Genomic DNA, 21517 nt, shown 5'->3' with positions numbered 1-21517 from the left:
TCTCAAGGAACGGACACTTCCTTCGGACCGCCTTCCAGCGGACCCTCCGGGCGTTTCGCTCTTTCGTGTTTCCAGCTTATCAGATCCGCGCCCGGTCGTTTTACCGACCGTTTGTTTCTCGGATTCCCGCTGGGGGGGGATTTCCTTCGACTTCGCACAGAAGCTTATCAAAAGCTTCGGAGTGCTTAGTCCCGGGATTTGTCTTCGCCGGGTGGCGGTCCGAACGGACGCTCTGCCCTGGCTCGACGGTGTCGTAGACACTACGCCTGGTTCCGGCCGTTGTCCAGCCAGCCCCAACCGTTCAAACCTACTAGCCCGTCAAATCCACGTCAATGGTCTTCGGGATGATCAAGAGCGTACCAGGCGCCGGGCCGGTCTCAGGCCGCGACGGGCTGGAGGTCGGTGCGGTCTGCGGCCTCCACGTCGCCGAACTCTCCGGTGGCCGCGGCGCGGCGGCCGAGCACCAGGGCGTACAGCAGGAAGAGCACCTCGACGGTGACGCCGATCGAGATCCGTGCCCAGGTGGGCAGGCCGGAAGGGGTCACGAAGGCCTCGATGGCGCCGGTGACCATGAGCACCGCAGCCAGGCCGATGGCCATGCCGATCGCGGCCCGGCCCTCCTCGGCCAGGGCCGCGGCGCGGGTGCGGCGGCCCGGGTCGACGACCGTCCAGCCCAGGCGCAGGCCGACGCCGGCCGCCACGAAGACGGCGGTGAGCTCCAGCAGGCCGTGCGGGAGAAGCAGTCCGAGGAAGAGGTCGAGGCGGCCGGCGGAGGACATCAGGCCGAGGCCGATCCCGAGGTTCATCACGTTCCCGAAGAGGACCCAGAGCACGGGGATGCCGAGCAGGACGCCGAAGACCAGGCACTGGGCGGCGACCCAGGCGTTGTTGGTCCACACCTGGAAGGCGAAGGAGGTGGCCGGGTGCTCGGAGTAGTACGCCTCGAAGCCGCCGCCCGGGCGTGTCATCTCGCGAAGCTGCTCGGGCGCACCGAGGCTGGCGCGGACCTCGGGGTGGCTGGAGACCCACCAGGCGATGAGGGCGCTGAGCAGCAGGGAGAGGACGCCGACCGGGATCCACCACCAGCGGGCGCGGTAGAGGGCGGCCGGGAAGCCGACGGTGAAGTAGCGGCCTGCGTCCCGCCAGGAGGAGGTGCGGGCGCCCGTCACGGCGCTGCGGCCGCGGGCGACCAGCGTGGTGAGGCGGCCCTCCAGGACGGGGTCGGGAGCCGCCGTCTGGACCTGGGCGAGGTGGCCGGTGGCGCGCTGGTAGAGCGCGATGAGCTCGTCCGCCTCGGCGCCGCTCGGCCTGCGCCGCCGGCTCAGGGTCTCCAGTCGGCGCCACTCCTCCTGGTGCGAGGCGACGAAGACGTCCAGGTCCATGCGGCTCACTTCCACGGGGCGGCGAGGGCGGGGGCTGGCCTAGCTTGCCAGAGGCGGGCGGCCGTATGTTTGGCCGCCGGGGATCACGAACGGAACGGATGGGGGGACGCGGTGAGCGACCTGGTGACGGGCGAGGCCGTCGTCCTGGGGCTGCGGGCGGCGAAGGTGCCCAGCCGGGCACTGGCGATCGCCCTGGACCTGGCCGTGGAGACGGTGGCGCTGATGGTCACCGGCACGGTGGTGCTCGCCGCGCTGCCGGCGCTGGACGAGGCGGCCGCCGCTGCGGTGGTGCTCGGCCTGAGCGTGTTCTTCCTGCTGGGGCTGCCCGTACTGGTCGAGACGCTGTCGCGCGGACGCTCGCTGGGCAAGCTGGCACTCGGCCTGCGGGTGGTGCGGACGGACGGCGGGCCGGTGCGCTTCCGGCACGCGCTGGTGCGCGGGCTGGTCTCGGTGCTGGAGATCCAGATGTCCGTGGGCACGGTGGCCGTGATCGCCTCGCTGGTCTCTCCGCAGGGCCGCCGGCTGGGCGACGTCTTCGCGGGCACGCTGGTGGTGCGGGAGCGGCTGCCGCAGGCCGCGCGGGCGCAGTCGGCGCTGCCGGCGGCTCCCCCGGCGCTGCTGCACGCGATCGGCGAGCAGCTGGTGGCGCTGGACTTCTCGGCGGTGCCGGACGGACTGTGGTTGGCGGTGCGGCAGTTCCTGGGCCGGCTCGGCCAGCTCGACCCGGCGGTGGCGGCGGGGATGGCGGAGCGGCTCGCGGCCGACCTCGCCGGGCGGACGGGCCGCCCGGTGCCGTACGGCGTGCATCCGGCGGCCTACCTGTCGGCCGTCCTCACCGAGCGACAGCGGCGCGAGTGGGAGCGGGCCGCCGAGGCGGCCCGTCGGCAGCAGTTCCCCGCCCCGGGCGGTCCGGCTCCCGCGGCGGCTCCCGCACCGGGCCCGTACGCACAGCAGGTCCCGCGCACCGCGCCGACCGCGCCGGCCCCGCCCCTGCCTCCCCGGCAGAGTCCCGTCCCTCCGCAGGCGCCCCCGGCCCCGTCGACGGGCTTCGCCCCGCCGTCCTGACCGTGCGCGGGCTCCGCTCTCAGCCGGTGAAGCTGTCCGGCCAGGTGTTGGGCGGGGACTGCAGTTCCTCCAGTTCGACGCCGGGGGCGGAGAGCACCACGTCGCCGGCGATGTGGACGGTCCGCTGCTCGCCGGTGGCGAGGTCGGCGACCGTGTAGCGCTCGACGAGCAGCGGCCCGCTGTCGGTGTCGTGGGTGTCGACCCCGGCCAGCTGCCAGCCCTGGTCGACCGTGCGCGGGGCGAGGACGGGTTCGGTGAGCTCCACCAGGCGCACCCGCGTGCTCGCTCCCGGCTCCAGCCGCAGCATCCGGGCGGTGGCGATCAGGAAGGCCGGCGAGGTGCCGGTGAAGCCGTGGGCCCGGTCGTGGCCCTCCACGGCGCTGTCCCCGGCCGGGTCGTCGGCGGCCGCCCGGACCCAGGCGACGCCGTCGACCGCGCCGCCCCGGACCTGCCAGCCGCCCGCCCGGAGCTCCATGCGCAGCGGGCGGCAGCGGGAGTCGAGGGTGAGGTCGGTGGCGGCGAGGACGCTGCCGTCGGGCGCGTAGGTCTTGGAGACGTACCGCCAGCCGGCCGGGCCCGGGGCGCAGCTGAAGCGTTCCTCGCCGATCAGCGCGGGGCCGTGGCCGGCGGGGCCGGTGTCGGTGTGCAGGGAGTAGCGGCCGTTGGGCATGGCCCGAAGCCTACGTGCAACCTTTTCGGGTCCCGGCTGCATCAGGGGGGCGGGCGGTGCGGGGCGTACCGCCGGGACGTGGGAGGAGGGGCCTTCGATGGGGAGGACGGCGGGTTCCGCGCGGCACGTGCGCGACGCCGAGTTCACCGAGTACGTGGCCTCCCGGGCGGGCTGGCTGCGGAAGGTCGCGTACCTGCTGTGCTCGGACTGGCACCGGGCGGACGACCTGGTGCAGGAGAGCATCACCAAGCTCTACGCGAACTGGTCGCGGGTCGGACAGGTGCAGAACCGGGACGGCTACGCGCGGACGGTTCTGGTGAACACGTACCTGGCGGAGCAGCGGTCGCCGTGGTGGCGGCGGATCCGGACGGTCGGGTCCGAGCCGGACGCCGGTGCGGTGGTGGCGGCGGACCTGGACGCGTCGCTGGACCTGCGGCAGGCGCTCTCGTCGCTGCCGCCGCGGCAGCGGGCGGCGGTGGTGCTGCGCTACTACTGCGATCTGACGGTGGAGCAGACGGCGGACGTGCTGGGCTGCTCGACGGGCAATGTGAAGAGCCAGACCTCGCGGGGGCTGGCGGCGCTGCGCCGCCGGGTGGTCCCTGCTCGGGCAGGAGGGGCGGAGGCGTGAGCGGGGTCAGGTCGGAGCAGGAGCTGGTCGCCGGGCTGGCGGAGCTGGCCGAGTCGGCGGCGCCGCCGAGCGGCGTCGACGTGTGCGCGGCGGTGCGACAGGGGCGGGGCCGGGTGGCCCGGCGGCGGATGTCGGTGTGGGGGGCGGCCGCCGCGGTGCTGCTGGTGTGCAGTTCGGTGGCGGCGGGGACGGGCGGCCGGTCGGCGGCGCCGGTCGGTCCGGCGGGACCGGGGGCCGGGTCGGCGGCGCCCTCGGTGTCGCCGCGTCCGGGCACTCCGAGCCCGGGGGCGAGTGCGCCGGGCGGGGCGACGGCGGCGGACGGGTTCGCGCCGCTGTCGGTGGAGGCGGACTTCGGCTGGCTGCCGGACTCGATGAAGGTGGTGCGCTACTCGTCGGGGGCCAACGGGCTGCGGGTCCAGGCGGCGGACGACGCCTCGGGCCAGGGGATGCGCTTCGGCCTGGCCGTGTACCGGGCGGACGAACTGCCGCCGGTCGACATGCGCGACGGAACGGAGCGGGGCCTGGTGGCGGCGGCGCCGGTGAACGGCCGGGAGGCGTTCTGGGCCGCGCCCGACTCCACGGTGGGCGGGCGCTCGGTGCTGCGCTGGCACCTGGCGAACGGCCGGTGGGCGGAGCTCACCTCCTCCGCGGTACCGCCGGGCCAGCAGGCCACGCTGATGCACAAGGTGGCCGAGAAGGCGTCACTCGGGCTGCGCCCGGTGGCGCTGCCGGTGCGGCTGACCGGGGTGCCGGCGGCGTACGCGGTCACCAACGCGGATCTGCTGCGGCCGCGCGCGGGGGCGGGCGACTGGTCGCTGCGGCTGACGTTCTCGGTCTCGCCGACGCAGTCGTTCAGCACCACGGTGGTGCCGCTCGGCTCGGACTGGCTGCCCCGGATGCAGGCGGTGGAGGGCACCGCCGGGGAGACCGATCCGGCGGCCTGCCGGGAACAGGGCGGGCTGATGGTGTGCGTGCAGACGGCGGACCGCAGTGCGCTGACCGCGGTGGGCGGCCCTGCGGGCTGGCTCCCGCACGTCGTGGCGATCGGCGCGGACCCTGCCGCGTGGGAGAGCGGCACGGTCTGACCGGGCCGAGGGGGAACGGGCGTGCGCCCGGTGCCGAGGGGCACCGGGCGCACGTCGTGGTGCGGGCGGCCGACCGGGGTCGGCGCGGGCCTGGATCAGTAGCGGTACTGCTCCGGCTTGTAGGGGCCCTCGACCGGGACGCCGATGTAGTCGGCCTGCTCCTGGGTGAGGGTGGTGAGCCGGACGCCGAGGGCGTCGAGGTGGAGGCGGGCGACCTTCTCGTCCAGGTGCTTCGGCAGGACGTAGACGCCGATCGGGTACTGGGCGGTCTTGGTGAACAGCTCGATCTGCGCGATGGTCTGGTTCGCGAACGAGTTGGACATCACGAAGGACGGGTGGCCCGTCGCGTTACCGAGGTTCAGCAGGCGGCCCTCGGAGAGCACGATGATGGTGCGGCCGTCGGCCTTGCGCCACTCGTGGACCTGCGGCTTGACCTCGGTCTTCACCACGCCGGGGAGCTTGGCGAGGCCGGCCATGTCGATCTCGTTGTCGAAGTGGCCGATGTTGCCGACGATGGCCTGGTGCTTCATCCGCTCCATGTGGGAGGCGAGGATGATGTCCTTGTTGCCGGTGGTGGTGATGAAGATGTCGGCGGACTCGACGACGTCGTCCAGGGTGGCGACCTGGTAGCCGTCCATCGCGGCCTGCAGCGCGCAGATCGGGTCGATCTCGGTGACGATGACGCGGGCGCCCTGGCCGCGGAGCGACTCGGCGCAGCCCTTGCCGACGTCGCCGTAGCCGCAGACGACGGCGACCTTGCCGCCGATCAGGACGTCGGTGGCGCGGTTGATGCCGTCGATGAGCGAGTGGCGGCAGCCGTACTTGTTGTCGAACTTCGACTTGGTGACCGAGTCGTTGACGTTGATGGCCGGGAACAGCAGCTTGCCGTCGCGGTGCATCTCGTACAGGCGGTGGACGCCGGTGGTGGTCTCCTCGGTGACGCCCTTGATGGTGGAGGCCATCTCGGTCCACTTGGCGGGGGACTCGGTGAGCGTGCGGTTGAGCAGCTCGAGGATGATCCGGTACTCGTCGTTGTCCGCGGTGGACGGGTCCGGGGCCTCGCCGGCCTTCTCGAACTCGACGCCCTTGTGGATCAGCAGGGTGGCGTCGCCGCCGTCGTCGAGGATCATGTTCGGGGTCTGGCCGTTCGGCCAGGTGAGCGCCTGCTCGGTGCACCACCAGTACTCCTCCAGGGTCTCGCCCTTCCAGGCGAAGACCGGGACGCCGGCGGGGGCCTCGACGGTGCCCTCGGGGCCGACCGCGATGGCGGCGGCGGCGTGGTCCTGGGTGGAGAAGATGTTGCAGGAGGCCCAGCGGACCTCGGCGCCGAGCGCGGTCAGCGTCTCGATGAGGACGGCGGTCTGCACGGTCATGTGCAGCGAGCCGGTGATCCGGGCGCCGGCCAGCGGCTGGGAGGCCGCGTACTCCTTGCGGATCGACATCAGGCCGGGCATCTCGTGCTCGGCGAGCTGGATCTCCTTGCGGCCGAACGGCGCCTGGGAGAGGTCGGCGACCTTGAAGTCACCGTTGAGAAGGGACGACATGCGGGATGCTCCTCGCTGCGTGGGGCCTGTCTACGGGTGTGCTTGGCCGCAGAGCGGCCACTGGTCGGCACTCTGCTGCGCGGCACAATCCGTCGGAGGACCTCTCTCCCTCGACCGGGGCGCCGGCCCCGATCGACCGCCATCAGCAGCGACGTTTGGCTCTGGGGACGAATCTACACCGAGCCGGGGACCGGGCGGCCGGGCCACGAGCAAGCCGGACACGGTTTTCGGCCGCCCCGCAGGTGCCGTGCGCGGGGCGGCCGGGGTGTCGATCCGTCAGTGCCGGTCGGGGCCGGGGCCGCCGGGGGTGGCCTCCGGGTCGGGGCCGGCGGCGGCCTTCTCGGCGCTGTAGATGTCGGGCTCCAGGTAGATGGCGCGGGCGATCGGGACGGCGCGGCGCACCCGGGCCTCGGCGGCGTCGATCGCGGCGGCGACCTGGGCGGCGGTGTCCTCGGCGTTGACCGCGATCTTCGCGGCGATCAGCAGCTCCTCCGGGCCGACGTGCAGGGTGCGCATGTGGATCACGTCGGTCACGGTGTCGTGGTCGACCAGGGCGTCGCGGATCTCGGCGACGACCTCCTTGTCGGCGGACTCGCCGATCAGCAGCGACTTGGTCTCGGAGGCGAGCACCAGCGCGATGACGATCAGCAGCAGGCCGATGCACAGGCTGCCGACGCCGTCCCAGACGCCGTTGCCGGTGATGACGGTGAGCCCGACGCCGAGCAGGGCGAGCACCAGGCCGATCAAGGCGCCGCTGTCCTCCAGCAGCACGATCGGCAGCTCGGGGGCCTTGGCCCGGCGGATGTACTCGGACCAGCCGAGCGCGCCCTTGGCCTTGGCGGACTCCTGGAAGGCCGTCCAGAAGGACCAGCCCTCCATCACGACGGCGAAGACCAGGACGCCGACCGCCCAGCCCCAGTCCCGCAGCTCGTGCGGGTGGATGATCTTCTCGACGCCCTCGTAGGCCGCGAACATGCCGCCGAGGCTGAACAGCACGATCGACACCAGGAAGCCGTAGACGTAGCGCTCGCGGCCGTACCCGAAGGGGTGCTGCTCGCTCGCCTCGCGGGTGGACCGCTTGCCGCCGATCAGCAGCAGCACCTGGTTGCCGGAGTCGGCGACCGAGTGGACGCCTTCGGCCAGCATCGACGAGGACCCGGTGAAGGCGAAGGCGGTGAACTTGCCGACCGCGATCGCCAGGTTCGCGGACAGCGCCGCGACCAGTGCCTTGGTGCCGCCTTCGGTGCTCATGCTGTGGTCCGGTCCCTCCGACTGGGCCTCTACGGCCGGTGGCTCAGCTGTCGACCGCACACAGTATCCCGCCCGGACCGGAAGGCTGATCTCCGGTCAGGGCGGGACGGCGGCCGTCAGCGGGCCAGGCCGAGGTAGACGGCGGCGAAGTCGGTCGGGCCGGTGAGTTCGGCGAGCGCCTGCAGCGGGTCGTCCAGGGTGCTGGTGTACTCGGTGAGCCTCACGTCGTGGGCCTGCGCCAGTCGGCGGGCGCGGGAGACCGCGAAGCCCGGGTCGGCGTCCTCGGGGCGGCCGGGGGTGTGCCGCAGCAGCACGACCTGCAGCTGCAGCGGCTCCGGCTCGTCGACCCGGTCGCGGAAGAAGTCGTCGGGGTCGGCGCCCGCGCCGAGGTGGCCGACGAACATGCCGCGGTGGGCGGTCAGCGTCCGCGGCAGCGGCCCGGGCAGCGCGGGCAGGCCGGCCCGGTCGGCGAGCATCGCGGCGAAGCGGGTCGCGGCGGCGTTCGGCACCGGACCGTCGGCCCAGACCAGCGGCACCGTGCCGGAGAGCTGGGCGGCCAGGCCCTTGGCGGGGTTGAGGTAGGCGGCCGAGTCGGGGCGGCAGCGGACGGCGACCTCGTCGAGGCGGTCCGCGACGCCCTGCAGGGAGCCGGCCGGCAGCTGGGCGGCGCCGATCCGGTCGGCGAGGGCGATCAGCGGGGCGAGGTGCGCCCAGAGCGCCCCCGGGTCCTCGGCCGGCAGGTCGGGCTCGCCCTCGTGCTCCTCGGACGGCTCGACCGCGCTCGGTGCGAACGGCAGCGGCAGCGCCCGGACCTGCAGCGCCGCCTGGGCGAGCGGGCTGCCGGGCGGGGCGGTGACGGCGATCGCGCAGCCGCGCGCGTACGCCTGCTCGGCGAGGCCGATCAGGCCGCCCTCCAGGCCGGAGGCGCTGCTGACGACCAGCAGGTCGAGCGGGCCGACCCAGCCGGGCAGCTGCCAGACCAGCCCCGCGGCCAGTGAGTCCGGCGTGCCCGGGCGGGCCTCGGCGGGGCCGAGCGGCAGCACCTGGCAGGCGGTCACGGCGACCGCGGCGAGCACCTCGGCGGCGGTCAGCGCGCTGCCGTGACCGGCGACCAGGAGGGTGCGGGGCCGGCCCTCGGGCCGCAGCGAGGCCAGTCCGGCCTCGTCGGCGAGCCGGACGGCGGTGCGGATCCGGGCGCCCGCCCCGGCCAGCGCCAGGAGGGCGTGCTGCCGGTCGGCGCGCTGCAGGGCGGCCGGATCGTCGAGCAGGGTGTCGTCGAGCATGCGGCCGGCCTCCAACGGGCTCACCGGGCGGGGGTCAGGAGGGGCGGCGGGCCTCGTCGACCAGCAGGACGGGGATCTCGTCGCGCACGGGGTAGATCAGGCCGCAGGTGTCGCCGGTGCACCGCAGCTCCGGCTCGTCCCGGTCGGAGCTCTCGGCGAGCGGCGCGTGGCACTGCGGGCAGACCAGGATCTCCAGCAGGAAGGACGGCAGGCTCATGGACGTCGGGCTCCAGATTCGTGCGGTGTGCGGTGCGGCCAACGCGGCCGACAGCCACATTACCGGCCGTGGCGGGGCTGCCGTCAGATCATCGGGCGCCCGGTCGCCGACGTGCCTCCCGGGCCCTCGGTCAGTTGTCCGGGGAGCGCAGGACGCGCAGGTGGCCGCGCCTGCCGATCTCGCCGGAGTCGGCGTCGTGGGCACCGCCCTGACGCGGCGTGCGCTCCTGCGGGCGGGCCGCCTCGCGGACGGCGTTGGCGAGCGCCTCCAGGTCGTCGCTGGTGCGGCGGACGGGGCCGGCGTCGGCGGCGAGGCGGACGACCTCCCAGCCGCGCGGAGCGGTCAGCCGCTCGGCGTGCTCGGCGCACAGGTCGTAGCAGTGCGGTTCGGCGTAGGTCGCGAGCGGGCCCAGCACGGCGGTGGAGTCCGCGTAGACGTACGTCAGCGTCGCCACGGCCGGCCGGCCGCACGCGGTCCGCGAACAACGACGTACAGAGCTCACGAGGGTGGACGGTACAGCACTCCCGGGCGGGCCGCGACGACCCACCCCCGCCGGGCGTTCCGTGTCGCCGCCGCACCGGCCCCGGGGTGGTCCGCTCCGGCCGGGTCAGGGACTACTCTCGACACTGATATGGACAGCCCCACACCTCCGTCACCGGCCGGTGGGCAGCGCCGAGCGCGCCACCGGGACCGGCACGGCCGCGGCCTGCGCGGACCGCTCGCACCGCCGCAGGTGCCGATCTCGCTGACCCGTTCCGAGCTGTTCGACGACTACGTCCGCGAGTCGGTGGAGCGGCTGGAGCGCCGGTGGCCGCAGCTGGTGGACGTGGAGTTCGCCGTCCAGGAGGTGCCGCTGCCCGGCGGGGGCGAGTCCGACCCGGACGGCGTGCCGCTCGGCCGGGTCGTCCCCGCAGCGCAGGGCCGCAAGAGCCGGATCGTGGTGTACCGCCGCCCGATCGAGATCCGCGCGAAGTCGCGCGAGGACCGGGCGGCGCTCGTCCACGAGGTCCTCATCGAGCAGGTGGCCGAACTGCTCGGGCTCTCGCCCGACGCCATCGACCCCCGCTACGACGAGGACTGACCGCCCCTCCGCTCAGCGCAGCACCAGACCGGGGTCGTTCTGCGCGTACGGCACCGTGACGGTGCTGCGGTCGTCCCGGAAGGCCTGCACCGTGAACATCGGGACGTCCTTCTGCGGCAGGGCGAGCATCCGGGCCGCGACCACCGGGCCGCCGGAGACCGTCTCCGCGGTGATCCCGTAGACGCCGTTCAGGCCTGCCGGCTCCAGGTTCTGCACAACGACCGTGACGCCGGCCGGGACGTCGACCTCCTTGGTCGCCGGGGTGCCGCCGCCGGTGCCCGCGGACGCGGTGAGCCTGACCTTCGCCGCGGCGGAGCCCGTCGCGGTCAGGTAGAGCGTGGTGGCGCCGCCGCCGCGGTTGTCCGCCAGTCCGGCGCGCTTGCCGATCGGGCCGGCCGCGCTGATCCAGGCCGCGTCGGCCTTGCCGTTGTTCGCCCGGTCGACCCGGACGGCGGCGACCACCGGCGTCGGGTGGGCCGGGTCACTCGGGCTGAGCCGGATCGCGCCGGCCTCGCTGTGCTCGAACGGGCCCAGGTCCAGGGCGGCGACCATGCCCGCCTTGACGTGCAGGCTCTCCTTGCCGGCCGGGGTGAACCAGCCGTTCTTGCCGGAGATCTGGATCTTCAGGTCCGCGTCGTCGTCGGCCGGGGCGGCGACGATCAGCCGGGCCGAGGCCAGCTCGGCCGGCAGGCCCGGCAGCACCTGCACGGCGGCGGGCGCCGCGGAGGCGGCCACCCAGTCGCCGCCCTTGCCCTCGTCGGAGACGTTGAGCGCGGCACCGACCCGGCCGTCGCGCACCACCACGTGCACCGCGAGGTCCGGCTCCACCGCCGTGGTGAGCAGGGACTTCAGCCGGACCCGCTGGGAGCTGCCGGGGGCCATGGTGATGCCGTTGCCCGCTTCGACGTCGATCGCGCCCTTCGCGCCGACCAGCCGGATGTCGACCGTCGCCGGGGCGGAGTCCGCGTTGACCAGGTTGACGTAGTCGTCGCGGCCCTGGGCGGTGCTGGCGCCGGCGAACCAGAAGTCGGTGCCGGAGGGCGCGCAGTCCAGGCCGTAGAGGCCGGCCCGGGCCTGGTCCAGGTAGGTGGTGGTCTGCGAGAGGCCGAAGCCGGGGGCGAAGGCGCCCTCGGCGGTGGCCACCGTGCCGGGCGCGGTGTCGCCCGCGAGACCGTGGCCGGTGACCGGGACGCCCGGCTTGGCCAGCGTCAGCCGGGCGCCCGCGGCCGGAGCCGCCGGGGCGCCGGCGGAGGGCTTGGCCGAAGCACTGCCGGACGGCTTCGAGGACGCGCTGCCGGACGGGCCCGCCGAGGGGCTCCCGGACGGCTGGGCGGAACCGCCGCCGGAGGGCTTCGCCGTGGCACCCGCCGGCGGCGCGACGTCGAAGAGCGAGGCGGTGCCGCCCTCCGCCTTGCCGCCGGCCGGGTCGTACAGCGTCAGGTCGGTGGTGGCGAACAGGCCCTGGATCGGCGGCGGGCACACCAGCGTGCTGCGCTCCACCTGGGCGGTGGTGGCGCCGCCGGGCGCACCGGCCGTGGACGGGTCGGCCGGCGGGCGGAGCTCGGCGATCCCGAAGACCACGCCGAGCACGGCCACCGCGGCCAGCAGCGACCGGCCGGTGCGGCTGCCGCCGGACAGGCCGTCGAAGCTGGGCTTCTTGATCTCGGGCAGGCTCGGCTTCTTGAGGCCGGCGGCCTTGATGCTGGGCTTCTTCATCGCGGGTCAGTTCCCCGTTCCGTGGTGGTGCGGGTGACCGCCGTTGGTGTATCCGTCCTGCTGGCCGCCGTCGGGGTCGTAGTACGGCTCGCCGGTCTGCTGGCCCGGCACCCAGGGCTGCTGCTCCTGCGGGTAGCCCTGGTACTGCTGGCCGTCGTAGCCGTAGGGCGCGTACGGGTCGGCGTACTGGGTGCCGTCGTAGCCGGGCTGCGGCTGCTGGTAGCCGCCCTGCTCGTACCCCTGCTGCTGCTCGTAGCCCTGCGGGTAGCCCTGGTGCTGGTCGTACCCCTGCTGCTCGTAGCCCTGCTGCTGCTCGTAGCCCTGCTGGTCGTACTCGGCCCCTCGGCCGTCCGGGTCCTCGGCGTCCTGCCGGTCCCAGCCGTACGCGTCCTGGAAGCCGTTCTGGTACGGGTCGGCCTGGTAGGGGTCGGCGTAGTCGTCGGCACCCGGGCCGTCGGCACCGCCCTGCTGCGGGATGCCCGCGTAGACGCCGGTGTCGCCCTCGGTGCCGTCGGCCTCGCCGCGCTCGGCCATCCGGCGGGCGCGGCGGCTGCCGGGTGCGGGCGGCTCGGCGGCCGCGGCGAGCGCCTGGGCGGCCACCACGTCCTCGGGCAGGTCGTCGTCCTTGGTGCTGCGCCGGCCGGGCAGCGCGAGGACGAGCACGACCACGCCGAGCAGCAGCTGGCCGGCGATCCAGCCGGTGTGCGGGAGGCTGCCGGTGCGGGTGACCTCCAGGCGGCCGCCCTGCGCGGGCAGCTTGAAGGCCTGGGCCCAGTCGCCGTCCAGGGCGGCGGCCTCCAGCTCGCGGCCGTCCAGGGTGGCCTGCCACTTCGGGTCGGCCTGCTCGGCGATGCGCAGCACGCGGCCGGCCGGGCCGTCCGGGAGGTCGGTGACGATGTCGTGGGCGCCGGACGGCAGCGGCGTGGTGCCGCCGCCCTTGGGCGCGACCACGACCGCGCGGGTGGCGGGGGCGCCGGTGACCTGCCAGATCGCGATGCCGTTGTCGCGGCTCAGCCGGGACAGGCCAGGGGTGGTGTCGAGCACGTCGCGGACCTTGGCGGTCAGCGGGTCCTTCACTTCGACGTAGCCGATGCCGTAGGCGGCGAGCGCCTTGGCCTGGTCGCCGCCGGAGCCGGCGAGCAGGCGCCCGGTGAGCCCGGTGAGGCCCTGGGTGGCGGCGGCGTCGACGGTGGCCTCGGCCTGGCCGAGGGTCAGCCCGGCGTCGCGGACGAGGGCGTAGCCGACGGCGCTGCCGTCCGCCTTGCCGGTCAGCACGAGGGTGCGGGAGCGGTCGGTGGTGCCGGCCTGCTCGGCGATGAAGGCGGGCAGCTGGGACTCGCGGGTGCGCTGCAGCGGGCCGTCGGCGCCGGCGATCGCCCACCACACGGCGGTGCCGACCGGGGCGAGCACGGCGCTGGCGAGGACGAGCGCGGCGACCGGCTGCCGCCAGCCGAAGGCGATGCCGGAGACGCGGGCGTTGGCGCCGTCGGCGCCGATCGCGGCGGCGGCCAGCAGGGCGACGCCGGTCAGCAGGGTGGCGGGGCCGGCCCAGGCCGCGGTGCCGGGGCCGCCGGACGCCGGGGTGACGGTGGTGCCGGCGACCGCGACGGCGAAGACCAGGCCGGCACCGGCGGCGCCCCAGGCGGCGAGCACGGCGCGGCGCCGGTCGGCGCGCAGCAGCGCGGCGAGCGCGGCGAGCACGACGCCCGCGGAGAGCCAGACCGGCGGGGTGCCGGAGCCGCCGGGGTTGGCGAGCAGCAGGCCGAGCGGGGTGGCGGCGTGGCCGCTGAAGACGGGGACGCCGGCCTCCAGCAGGAGCCGCGAGGGGTGCGTCAGCACCTGGAGCGACCAGGGGGCGAGCACCAGGACGGGCACGCCGAGGATGACCACCACGCGCAGGCCGAGCAGCCGCAGCGCGGTGCCGCCGGAGCCGAACGCACCGCCGCGCAGCACCGCGTGGGCGAGGGCGGCGAGGCAGAGCGGCACCGCGATCGCCCAGGCGAGCGGGACGAAGGCGGTGGAGAGGGTGAGCATGAAGACGGTCATCCAGACCGGCCGCCAGCCGGGCCGGGCGCCCTTGGCGGCGCTCTCGGTGCGGATGCCGAGGCCGGCCGCGATGGCCGCGGCGCGGGCCAGCGGCGGCAGCAGGACGGCGAACACGGCGGTGCCGATCCGGCCCTGGGCGATGGCGCCGGTGGCGGCGGGCAGCAGCGCGTAGGCGGCGCTGGCCCAGGCCCGGACGATCTTGGACCCGATCAGCGGCCGGGAGACCAGGTAGGCGCTGACCGCGGCGAGCGGCACGGACAGCACGACGATCAGGGTGAGCGCCAGGTTGGCGCTGCCGAACAGCAGTCCGGAGAGGACGGCGAGCACGGCCAGGTAGGGCGGGGCGGCGGCGGTGGAGCCGGTGCCGACGGGGTGCCAGGAGCCGGCGTAGGTGTTCCACAGCCCGGCCAGGCCGTCGGAGGCCGGGAGCAGGGCGCCGCCGGAGAGGTCGCCGGTGCCGAGCAGGCTGCGGCAGGCGGCCAGGGCGAACACCAGCAGGGCGGCGAAGAGCACCGGCGCCGGGCGCCGGACGAGCTTCTTCAGCAGGACGAACTGCTCGACGACGAGGTCGTCGGCGTCGTCGTCGCCGGGCCCGGACTCGACCGAGCCGTGCCGGCCGGCGCCGTGGTCGTCGCCGCGGCCGATGCCGAGCGAGGAGATCGCGATCTCGACGGCGAGCCGGGCGGTGGCGCCGGGCGCCGGGAAGAGGCTGCGGTCGTCGAGCGCGTCGGCGGAGCGGGTGCGCTTGCGGCGTTTGCGGGCGAGCAGCAGCCGGGGCAGCCGGATGAGCTCGTGGTTGAGGCCGGCGAGTTCGTCGTACGCCTGCCGGGGGTCCTTGCCGACGAGGTTGGCGAACACCCGCAGCAGGGTGCCGAGGATCATCCGGAGCAGGACGTAGGGGAAGAGCGCGCCGCGGGAGTTGGCGAGCAGGGTGTAGACGGCGCCGGCCTTGTCGACCCGGTGCGGGTGTTCGGGGCCGCAGTCGATGGCGCGGCGCTCGCGGCTGGCGGCCTCGGCGTGCCGGAGCACGGCGTCGGGGGCGACGACGACGCGGTGGCCGGCGGCGTTGACCCGCCAGCAGAAGTCGACGTCGTCGCGCATCAGCGGCAGCGCCTTGTCGAAGCCGCCGAGCTCCTCGAAGACGTCGCGTCGCACGAGCATGCCGGCGCTGGAGACGGCGAGCACCGGGCGGACCTGGTCGTGCTGGCCCTGGTCCTGCTCGCGGCGGTCGAGGCCCGTCCAGCGGCGGCCGGAGCGGGCGATGGTGACGCCGACCTCCAGCAACTGCCGGCGGTCGTACCAGCTGCGCAGCTTGGGGCCGACCACGGCGGCGGAGGGCGTGGAGTCGGCGACCTGGAGGAGCCGGCGCAGTGCGTCGGTCTGCGGCTCGCAGTCGTCGTGCAACAACCAGAGCCACTCGGTGGGGTGGACCTCGCGCGGGCCGGTGCGGCCGAGGCCGTCCTCCTGCCGGCCCAGCGGGTCGTCGTAGTCGTCCCAGCCGCCGGTGACCGGGTCGTAGCCGGAGGGGTCGAGGCTGTACGGGAGGTCCTCGGGGCGCAGCGGCGGGCTGTTGAAGACGGCCTGGGCGACCGCGTTGCCGAATCCGGAGCGGCGGCCGAGCACCAGCGGGCCGCTCTCGGGCAGCCAGTCGCCGAGGGTGTCCTGGAGCAGCTGCGGCGAGGCGTCGGTGGAGCCGGTGTCGACGGCGAGGACGCGCTGGACGGGCCGGTCCTGGCCGAGCAGGCCGGCGAGGGCCTGCGGCAGCCAGCGCGCGCCGTCGTGCGAGACGATCACGGCGGTGACGAGGTGCCGCGGGTACGCGGGTGGCCGGGCAGCTGAGAAGCCGCTCTGGTGGCTGTAGGCAGTCATCGAGTTCGCGGGCCCCAGGGGTTCTTCGGCGGACGCGGCCTTCGGCGGACGCAGCCGATGGACGACGGCGGGTGGTGCGCGCGCCGTCCGGTGGGGCCCGGTCCACCGGGGTGGCCGGTGCCCGCGGGGCGGGCGGCGGTGCGCGGGCGCCGGATGGCGAGCATCCGGATGGCGCACCACACTAACGGCTCCGCCTCCCGGGGGCGCCGCCGGTACAGGGGAAGGGCCGGCGCGGGGACGCGGAAGCGCCCCACCGATCGGTGGGGCGCCCGGCACTGCTGGGGGTTCGGTTCGTCAGACCGCGCTCTTCTTGAGCCGCCGGCGCTCGCGCTCGGAGAGACCGCCCCAGATGCCGAAGCGCTCGTCGTTGGCGAGGGCGTACTCCAGGCACTCGGAGCGAACCTCGCAGGCGAGGCAGACCTTCTTGGCCTCGCGGGTCGAGCCGCCCTTCTCGGGGAAGAAGGACTCCGGGTCGGTCTGGGCGCAGAGTGCGCGCTCCTGCCAGCCGAGTTCCTCTTCTTCGTCCTCTGCGATGCCGTCACCGATCAAAAGCTCAAAGAGCTCGCTCATCTGGCGCGCCTCCTCTGCCCCTCTTGGCGTCCCCGTGGTGTTGCCGTTGCCTGAGCGGCGGAACGACACGAGTGAAATTACAGTTGCGCCGCTCTGGCCCAGTCAAGCCGAGCTCTGGTATTGGGTCGAGGATTCACTCCCCGGAACCAAGCCGCTACCAATAGTGTACATATCCGCACAACCCGGACATTCGACCCGGAGCAGACGCAACCGCCCAAAGGCATCCGGCATCTGACGTCCGGTCAGCACCGGCCGGCCCCGCCGAGGCGGTCCCGGCGATCGGGCCGGAACCTGCTCCCGATCAAGAAGACGCCCGCGGAGGCGGCCCGGTTGCCCGGGTACCGGGCTGCCTTCCCGGCGATCTTCGCATCGAAACCTAGAGGGTGATTTATCACTCCATCCGGTGGTTGGTGCCTGATCCGTCCTGAATGTCCTGGAGATCGGGTTGACACCGGACCCACGGGTGAGGTCTCCTGTCCCCCATGTATCGGTTCGTCTCCCGCCCCGCCGGCCGCCAGGCCGCCCCGCGGGCTGCCTCGAACCAGCTCTGTTGTCGCCTCTGTTCCTGCTGTATCTAGGCGCACGCGTCCCACCGCGCGCCGCACACAGCCCGAACATCGAGGCCGCCCGCGCGACACGTCCCCGAACCACCGCGGATCGGCTCACCACCCGACCGACCCCGGCCGATCCGAGGACTCCCGTGCGAATGCCCCGTCTCCGCCCGCGCAACCGCGACCGCAAGAAGAACGCACTCGTCACCACCCGCACCGCCGTGCGCATCGCCGCCCCGCGGCACCCCTGGGCCGACGGCCTGAGCGACGTCTCCATCGCCGGCGACCCGCTCGCCTTCCCCCACCTCGCCCGCACCGACCTGCCGCGCCACCCGGCCGCCCCGGTCACCGTCGCCGACCGGGCCCGACTGGTGCGCGAGATCGCCGCCGACCGCGCCCGCTGGGAGCCGCTGGTCCGCTACGACGCGCTCACCCGCTGGTACGCCCGGCTGGAGACCGGCCCCGGCTACGAGGTCTGGCTGCTCAGCTGGCTGCCCGGCCAGAGCAGCGGGTTCCACGACCACGGCGACTCCGCCGGCGTGATGGCCGTCGTGCAGGGCGAACTCACCGAGCGGTCCCTGACCGCGGCCGGCGAGGGCACCCGGGTGCTGCGGCCCGGCACGCAGCGGGTCTTCTCCGGCGGCTACCTGCACGAGATGGTCAACGCCGCGCTGGAGCCCGCCGTCTCCGTCCACCTCTACACGCCCGGTCTGGTCGAGATGAACCAGTACGGCGCCGCCGCCGTGCCGGAGCACCAGCCCGAACCGCGGTAGCCGCCGCCCCGGCTGGCAGGATGACCCCATGCGCATCGTGGCACTGGCTGGCGGAATCGGTGGGGCGCGCTTCCTGCGCGGACTGAAGGAGGCCGTCGCCCCCGGCGACGTGATCACCGTCATCGGCAACACCGGCGACGACATCCACCTCTTCGGACTCAAGGTCTGCCCGGACCTCGACACCGTGATGTACACCCTCGGCGGCGGGATCCACGAGGAACAGGGCTGGGGCCGGGCCGACGAGACCTGGTCCGTCAAGGAGGAGATGAAGGCCTACGGGGTCGGACCCGACTGGTTCGGGCTCGGCGACCGCGACTTCGCCACCCACATCGTCCGCACCCAGATGATCTCCGCCGGCTACCCGCTCAGCGCCGTCACCGAGGCGCTCTGCGACCGCTGGCAGCCGGGCGTGCGGCTGATCCCGATGAGCGACGACCGGGTCGAGACGCACGTGCGGATCACCGACGACCGGGGCACCCGGGCCGTGCACTTCCAGGAGTACTGGGTGCGGCTGCACGCCGAGGTCGCGGCCGAGGCGATCGTGCCGGTCGGCGCCGACACCGCGAAGCCCGCCCCCGGCGTGCTGGAGGCGATCGCCGAGGCCGACGTGATCCTCCTCCCGCCGTCCAACCCGGTGGTGTCCGTCGGCACGATCCTGGCCGTGCCCGGCATCCGGCGGGCGGTCGCCGACGCGGCCGCCCCGGTCGTCGGGCTCTCGCCGATCGTCGGCGGCGCCCCCGTCCGCGGCATGGCGGACAAGGTGCTGGCCGCCGTCGGCGTCGAGGCCGCGGCCGACGCCGTCGCCCTGCACTACGGCGCCGACCTGCTGGACGGATGGCTGGTGGACACCGCCGACGAGGCCGCCGTCGCCGCGGTCGAGGCCGCCGGCATCCGCTGCCGCGCCGTCCCGCTGATGATGACCGACGTGCCGGCGACCGCCGCGATGGCCCGCGCGGCGCTGGAGCTCGCCGCGGAGGTGCGGGCGTGAGCCTGGAGATCCTCCCGGTCACCGGCCTCCCGGAGATCGCACCCGGCGCCGACCTCGCCGAGCTCCTCGCCAAGCACGGCGGCTTCGAGGACGGCGACATCCTGCTCGTCACCTCGAAGATCGTCAGCAAGGCCGAGGGGCGCGTCGTGCACGCCGCCGACCGGGAGGCCGCCATCGACGCCGAGACCGTCCGGGTGGTCGCCCGGCGCGGCCCGGCCCGGATCGTCGAGAACCGCAACGGCCTGGTGATGGCCGCCGCCGGCGTCGACGCCTCCAACACCCCGCCCGGCACCGTCCTGCTGCTGCCCGAGGACCCGGACGGCTCCGCCCGCGCCCTCCGCGAGCGGCTCCAGGAACTCACCGGCCGCCGGCTCGCCGTCCTCCTCACCGACACCTTCGGCCGCCCCTGGCGCACCGGCCTCACCGACGTCGCCATCGGCGCGGCCGGACTGCCCGTCCTGGACGACCACCGCGGCCGCACCGACGGCCACGGCAACCTGCTGCAGCTCACCGTCACCGCCACCGCCGACGAACTCGCCGCCGCGGGCGACCTGGTGAAGGGCAAGACCAGCGGCACCCCCGTCGCCGTGGTCCGCGGCCTCGGCCACCTCGTCACCGACGGACACGGCGAGGGCGTCCGGCCGCTGATCCGGCCCGCCGCCGACGACATGTTCCGCCTCGGCACCTCCGAAGCGCTGCGCCGGGCCGTCACCCTGCGGCGCACCGTCCGCAGCTTCACCGAGGAACCGGTCGACCCGGCCGCCGTCCGACGCGCGGTCGCCGCCGCGGTCACCGCCCCCGCACCGCACCACACCACCCCGTGGCGGTTCGTCCTGCTGGAGGACCCGCGGACCCGCACCGACCTGCTGGACGCCATGCTGGCGGCCTGGCGGCGCGACCTGCGGGAGCTCGACGGCTGGGACGAGGAGCGGATCGCCCGGCGGACCGTCCGCGGGGACGTCCTGCGCAAGGCCCCCTACCTGGTGGTGCCCTGCCTCGTCATGGACGGCTCGCACAGCTACCCGGACGGGCGGCGCGCCTCGGCCGAACGGGAGATGTTCACGGTGGCGATCGGTGCGGCCGTGCAGAACCTGCTGGTGGCGCTCACCGGCGAGGGGTACGGCACCGCCTGGGTGTCGTCCACGATGTTCTGCCGGGACACCGTCCGGGAGGTCCTCGACCTGCCCGGTGACTGGGACCCGATGGGCGCCGTCGCCGTCGGCCGCCCGGCGGAACCGCCGAAGGAACGGCCGGAACGGTCGGCGGAGCGGTTCCTGACGGTTCGGTGAAGCTCTCCTGCGGAGGGCAGCACCCCAGGGGCGCGGGAAACTGCGCGGTCCGAGGGCGGTGATGCGTGCTGACCAGGGCCGACCCCGGTCAGCACGGCGCGCCACGTCCGGGTTGCGCGGTTCTCCCGGGGGCGGGAGGCGCGCCGGACCGAGCCGTCGGGGGTGGTGCGCAAGGACGGGTCGGCGGGTCCGCGCCGGAACGGGAAGAGGGTGCGGCCGAGGTCGAGCGGGTGGCCGGGGCGCCACCGCCGTACCGTGCCCGGCGGCGGGGCGCCCGGCACGGGCCGGAGGACGGATCGGCCGGACCGGCCGCGGGGGCGGCGGGTCCGGCCGGTGGTCGGGTCCGGGGCGGTCGGGCTCACCGGCCCTGGAGGGTGGCCGCCCAGGCGCGGATGTCGCCCAGCCTGGCGTACAGCTCCTCGCCGGGGCACTCGGTGTTGAACGCGTCCCGGTGGCCGGAGATCGCGTTGAACTTCACCGAGGTGCCCTTCTTGTACTTGCTGCCGTCGGAGGCCGAGACGAGGGTGGCGGTGCCCTGGGCGTCCTTGCCGGTGAGGCCGAGCTTCCAGGCGGCGATCTGCGAGATGCCGTCGACCTGGGCCTCCGGCGCCTCGTCGGTGACGTAGGTGCCGAGGGCGGCGACGCCGGCGGAGTTGGTGTTGAAGCCGAGGGTGTGCGCGCCGAGGACGGGTTCGGCGACGCCGCCGGCGCGGCCCTCGTAGATCGTGCCGCAGCGGTCGACCAGGAAGTTGTAACCGATGTCCCGCCAGCCGAGGCTCTGCACGTGGTACTGGTAGATCGCCCGGATGACCTTCGGCGAGTCGCCGCAGCTGTAGTCGTTGGCGGTGTCGGTGTGGTGGACGAAGACCGCGCGGACGTCGCCGGTGTAGACGAAGCCGCTCTCCCGGATCGACTCGTCGGCGCCCCAGCCGGCCCGGGTGACGATGCCGGGGCGCGGGGCGGCACCGGCCGCGCGCGGGGCCGGCTCGGCGGGCCGCGGCTCGGGGGTGACGGCCGGATCGGGGCCGGGGTCGACGAGTTCGGCCCGTAACCCGGCCGGGAAGGGCCGGCTGCCGGCCTTGACCCGGACGGCGACGCCGTTGCTCGGGCCGACCCAGAGCGGGGCGGTGGCGCCGCGTCCGGTGACTTCGTCCGGCCGGTCGTCCCGCTCCGCCGTGAGGTCGTGCCAGGCACTCCACTCTCCGGTGGCCGCGCTGCGGGTGCGGACCTGCACGCCGCCGTCGAGGGTCTCCGACGGGTCGTCCCAGCTGACGCCCACCAGGGCGAAGGTGCCGGTGGTCCGCGGGCCGAGGTCGCGGAGGGTGTCGGGACCGCGGAGCCCGGAACCCTCCAGGGGGATGGTGGTGACGCCGCCCGGCGAGGGCCGCGCGTGCGCGGGCACGGCGGCGAGGGTCGTGAGCAGCAGGGTGGTCGTGGTGACGGCCGCCGCGAGGGCGGCCCTTCGTTCAAGGCGCATAAATCGGATATTGACGGCAAAAAACCTCAGCC

The 21517-nt window shown here is 74.6% G+C and carries 18 protein-coding genes; 7 read left to right on the top strand and 11 right to left on the bottom strand.

Going from position 1 to position 21517, the window contains the following annotated elements; translation table 11 throughout:
- Window positions 1-377 precede the first annotated feature (377 nt).
- Window positions 378-1382 carry a stage II sporulation protein M gene (locus tag AB0O09_RS35135; RefSeq protein ID WP_363548995.1) on the bottom strand — a complete coding sequence of 335 codons (1005 nt, stop codon included), beginning with the start codon at window positions 1380-1382 and terminating at the stop codon, window positions 378-380.
- A 111-nt stretch (window positions 1383-1493) separates the two neighbouring features.
- On the opposite strand from AB0O09_RS35135, the gene AB0O09_RS35130 reads away from it, so the two are divergent.
- A complete protein-coding gene (locus AB0O09_RS35130; RefSeq protein WP_363548993.1) occupies window positions 1494-2447 on the top strand; it encodes an RDD family protein in 954 nt (317 codons plus the stop codon).
- 19 nt (window positions 2448-2466) lie between these two features.
- Here the strand turns inward: AB0O09_RS35130 and AB0O09_RS35125 are convergent, their stop codons facing one another.
- On the bottom strand, window positions 2467-3117 hold the full coding sequence (locus tag AB0O09_RS35125; RefSeq protein ID WP_363548991.1) for a hypothetical protein: 651 nt from the start codon (window positions 3115-3117) through the stop codon (window positions 2467-2469).
- 97 nt (window positions 3118-3214) lie between these two features.
- Here AB0O09_RS35125 and AB0O09_RS35120 point away from each other — a divergent pair, with 97 nt between their 5' ends.
- Together AB0O09_RS35120 and AB0O09_RS35115 are read left to right on the top strand one after the other, a co-directional pair.
- Complete coding sequence (locus AB0O09_RS35120; RefSeq protein WP_344622049.1) at window positions 3215-3745, top strand: SigE family RNA polymerase sigma factor; 531 nt, start codon at window positions 3215-3217, stop codon at window positions 3743-3745.
- On the top strand, window positions 3742-4830 hold the full coding sequence (locus AB0O09_RS35115; RefSeq protein WP_363548988.1) for a hypothetical protein: 1089 nt from the start codon (window positions 3742-3744) through the stop codon (window positions 4828-4830). The genes AB0O09_RS35120 and AB0O09_RS35115 overlap by 4 nt, the downstream gene beginning before the upstream one ends.
- A gap of 95 nt (window positions 4831-4925) precedes the next feature.
- Here the strand turns inward: AB0O09_RS35115 and ahcY are convergent, their stop codons facing one another.
- The 5 genes from ahcY to AB0O09_RS35090 form a co-directional block, all read right to left on the bottom strand.
- Window positions 4926-6374 carry an adenosylhomocysteinase gene (gene ahcY / locus AB0O09_RS35110; protein ID WP_363548986.1) on the bottom strand — a complete coding sequence of 483 codons (1449 nt, stop codon included), beginning with the start codon at window positions 6372-6374 and terminating at the stop codon, window positions 4926-4928.
- Window positions 6375-6650: 276 nt separating this feature from the next.
- Entirely contained in the window at window positions 6651-7625 is a 975-nt protein-coding gene (locus AB0O09_RS35105; RefSeq protein ID WP_363548984.1) for a cation diffusion facilitator family transporter, read from the bottom strand.
- Between the two features lie 116 nt (window positions 7626-7741).
- Window positions 7742-8908 (bottom strand): SIS domain-containing protein, encoded by a 1167-nt coding sequence (locus AB0O09_RS35100; RefSeq protein WP_363548982.1) that lies wholly within the window; start codon window positions 8906-8908, stop codon window positions 7742-7744.
- A gap of 34 nt (window positions 8909-8942) precedes the next feature.
- Window positions 8943-9125, bottom strand: a complete 183-nt coding sequence (locus AB0O09_RS35095; protein ID WP_263105126.1) for a Trm112 family protein — start codon at window positions 9123-9125, stop codon at window positions 8943-8945.
- A 130-nt stretch (window positions 9126-9255) separates the two neighbouring features.
- Complete coding sequence (locus AB0O09_RS35090; protein ID WP_363548980.1) at window positions 9256-9672, bottom strand: DUF3499 domain-containing protein; 417 nt, start codon at window positions 9670-9672, stop codon at window positions 9256-9258.
- An 84-nt stretch (window positions 9673-9756) separates the two neighbouring features.
- On the opposite strand from AB0O09_RS35090, the gene AB0O09_RS35085 reads away from it, so the two are divergent.
- On the top strand, window positions 9757-10206 hold the full coding sequence (locus tag AB0O09_RS35085) for a metallopeptidase family protein (protein ID WP_363548978.1): 450 nt from the start codon (window positions 9757-9759) through the stop codon (window positions 10204-10206).
- 12 nt (window positions 10207-10218) lie between these two features.
- Here AB0O09_RS35085 and AB0O09_RS35080 read toward each other — a convergent pair whose 3' ends face one another.
- The 3 genes from AB0O09_RS35080 to AB0O09_RS35070 form a co-directional block, all read right to left on the bottom strand.
- Entirely contained in the window at window positions 10219-11922 is a 1704-nt protein-coding gene (locus AB0O09_RS35080) for a DUF5719 family protein (protein WP_363548976.1), read from the bottom strand.
- A gap of 6 nt (window positions 11923-11928) precedes the next feature.
- Complete coding sequence (locus tag AB0O09_RS35075; RefSeq protein WP_363548974.1) at window positions 11929-15837, bottom strand: glycosyltransferase; 3909 nt, start codon at window positions 15835-15837, stop codon at window positions 11929-11931.
- Window positions 15838-16131: 294 nt separating this feature from the next.
- Window positions 16132-16407: a WhiB family transcriptional regulator gene (locus AB0O09_RS35070; RefSeq protein ID WP_030276170.1), complete on the bottom strand. Its 276-nt coding sequence runs from the start codon at window positions 16405-16407 to the stop codon at window positions 16132-16134.
- Between the two features lie 706 nt (window positions 16408-17113).
- Here AB0O09_RS35070 and AB0O09_RS35065 point away from each other — a divergent pair.
- The 3 genes from AB0O09_RS35065 to AB0O09_RS35055 are packed head-to-tail and all read left to right on the top strand — an operon-like array spanning window position 17114 to window position 20008.
- The gene (locus AB0O09_RS35065) at window positions 17114-17731 is read left to right on the top strand and encodes a cysteine dioxygenase family protein (protein ID WP_344622058.1); all 618 of its coding nucleotides are present in this window, start codon (window positions 17114-17116) and stop codon (window positions 17729-17731) included.
- 28 nt (window positions 17732-17759) lie between these two features.
- Window positions 17760-18719, top strand: a complete 960-nt coding sequence (cofD, locus tag AB0O09_RS35060) for a 2-phospho-L-lactate transferase (RefSeq protein WP_344622059.1) — start codon at window positions 17760-17762, stop codon at window positions 18717-18719.
- Window positions 18716-20008: a coenzyme F420-0:L-glutamate ligase gene (locus AB0O09_RS35055; RefSeq protein WP_363548972.1), complete on the top strand. Its 1293-nt coding sequence runs from the start codon at window positions 18716-18718 to the stop codon at window positions 20006-20008. The genes cofD and AB0O09_RS35055 overlap by 4 nt, the downstream gene beginning before the upstream one ends.
- 358 nt (window positions 20009-20366) lie before the next feature.
- Here AB0O09_RS35055 and AB0O09_RS35050 read toward each other — a convergent pair whose 3' ends face one another.
- The gene (locus AB0O09_RS35050; protein WP_363548970.1) at window positions 20367-21485 is read right to left on the bottom strand and encodes a peptidoglycan recognition protein; all 1119 of its coding nucleotides are present in this window, start codon (window positions 21483-21485) and stop codon (window positions 20367-20369) included.
- Window positions 21486-21517 lie beyond the last annotated feature (32 nt).

Source organism: Kitasatospora sp. NPDC093679, from assembly GCF_040683455.1.
Lineage (GTDB): Bacteria > Actinomycetota > Actinomycetes > Streptomycetales > Streptomycetaceae > Kitasatospora > Kitasatospora arboriphila.
This window is presented reverse-complemented; position numbering and strand designations above follow the sequence as displayed.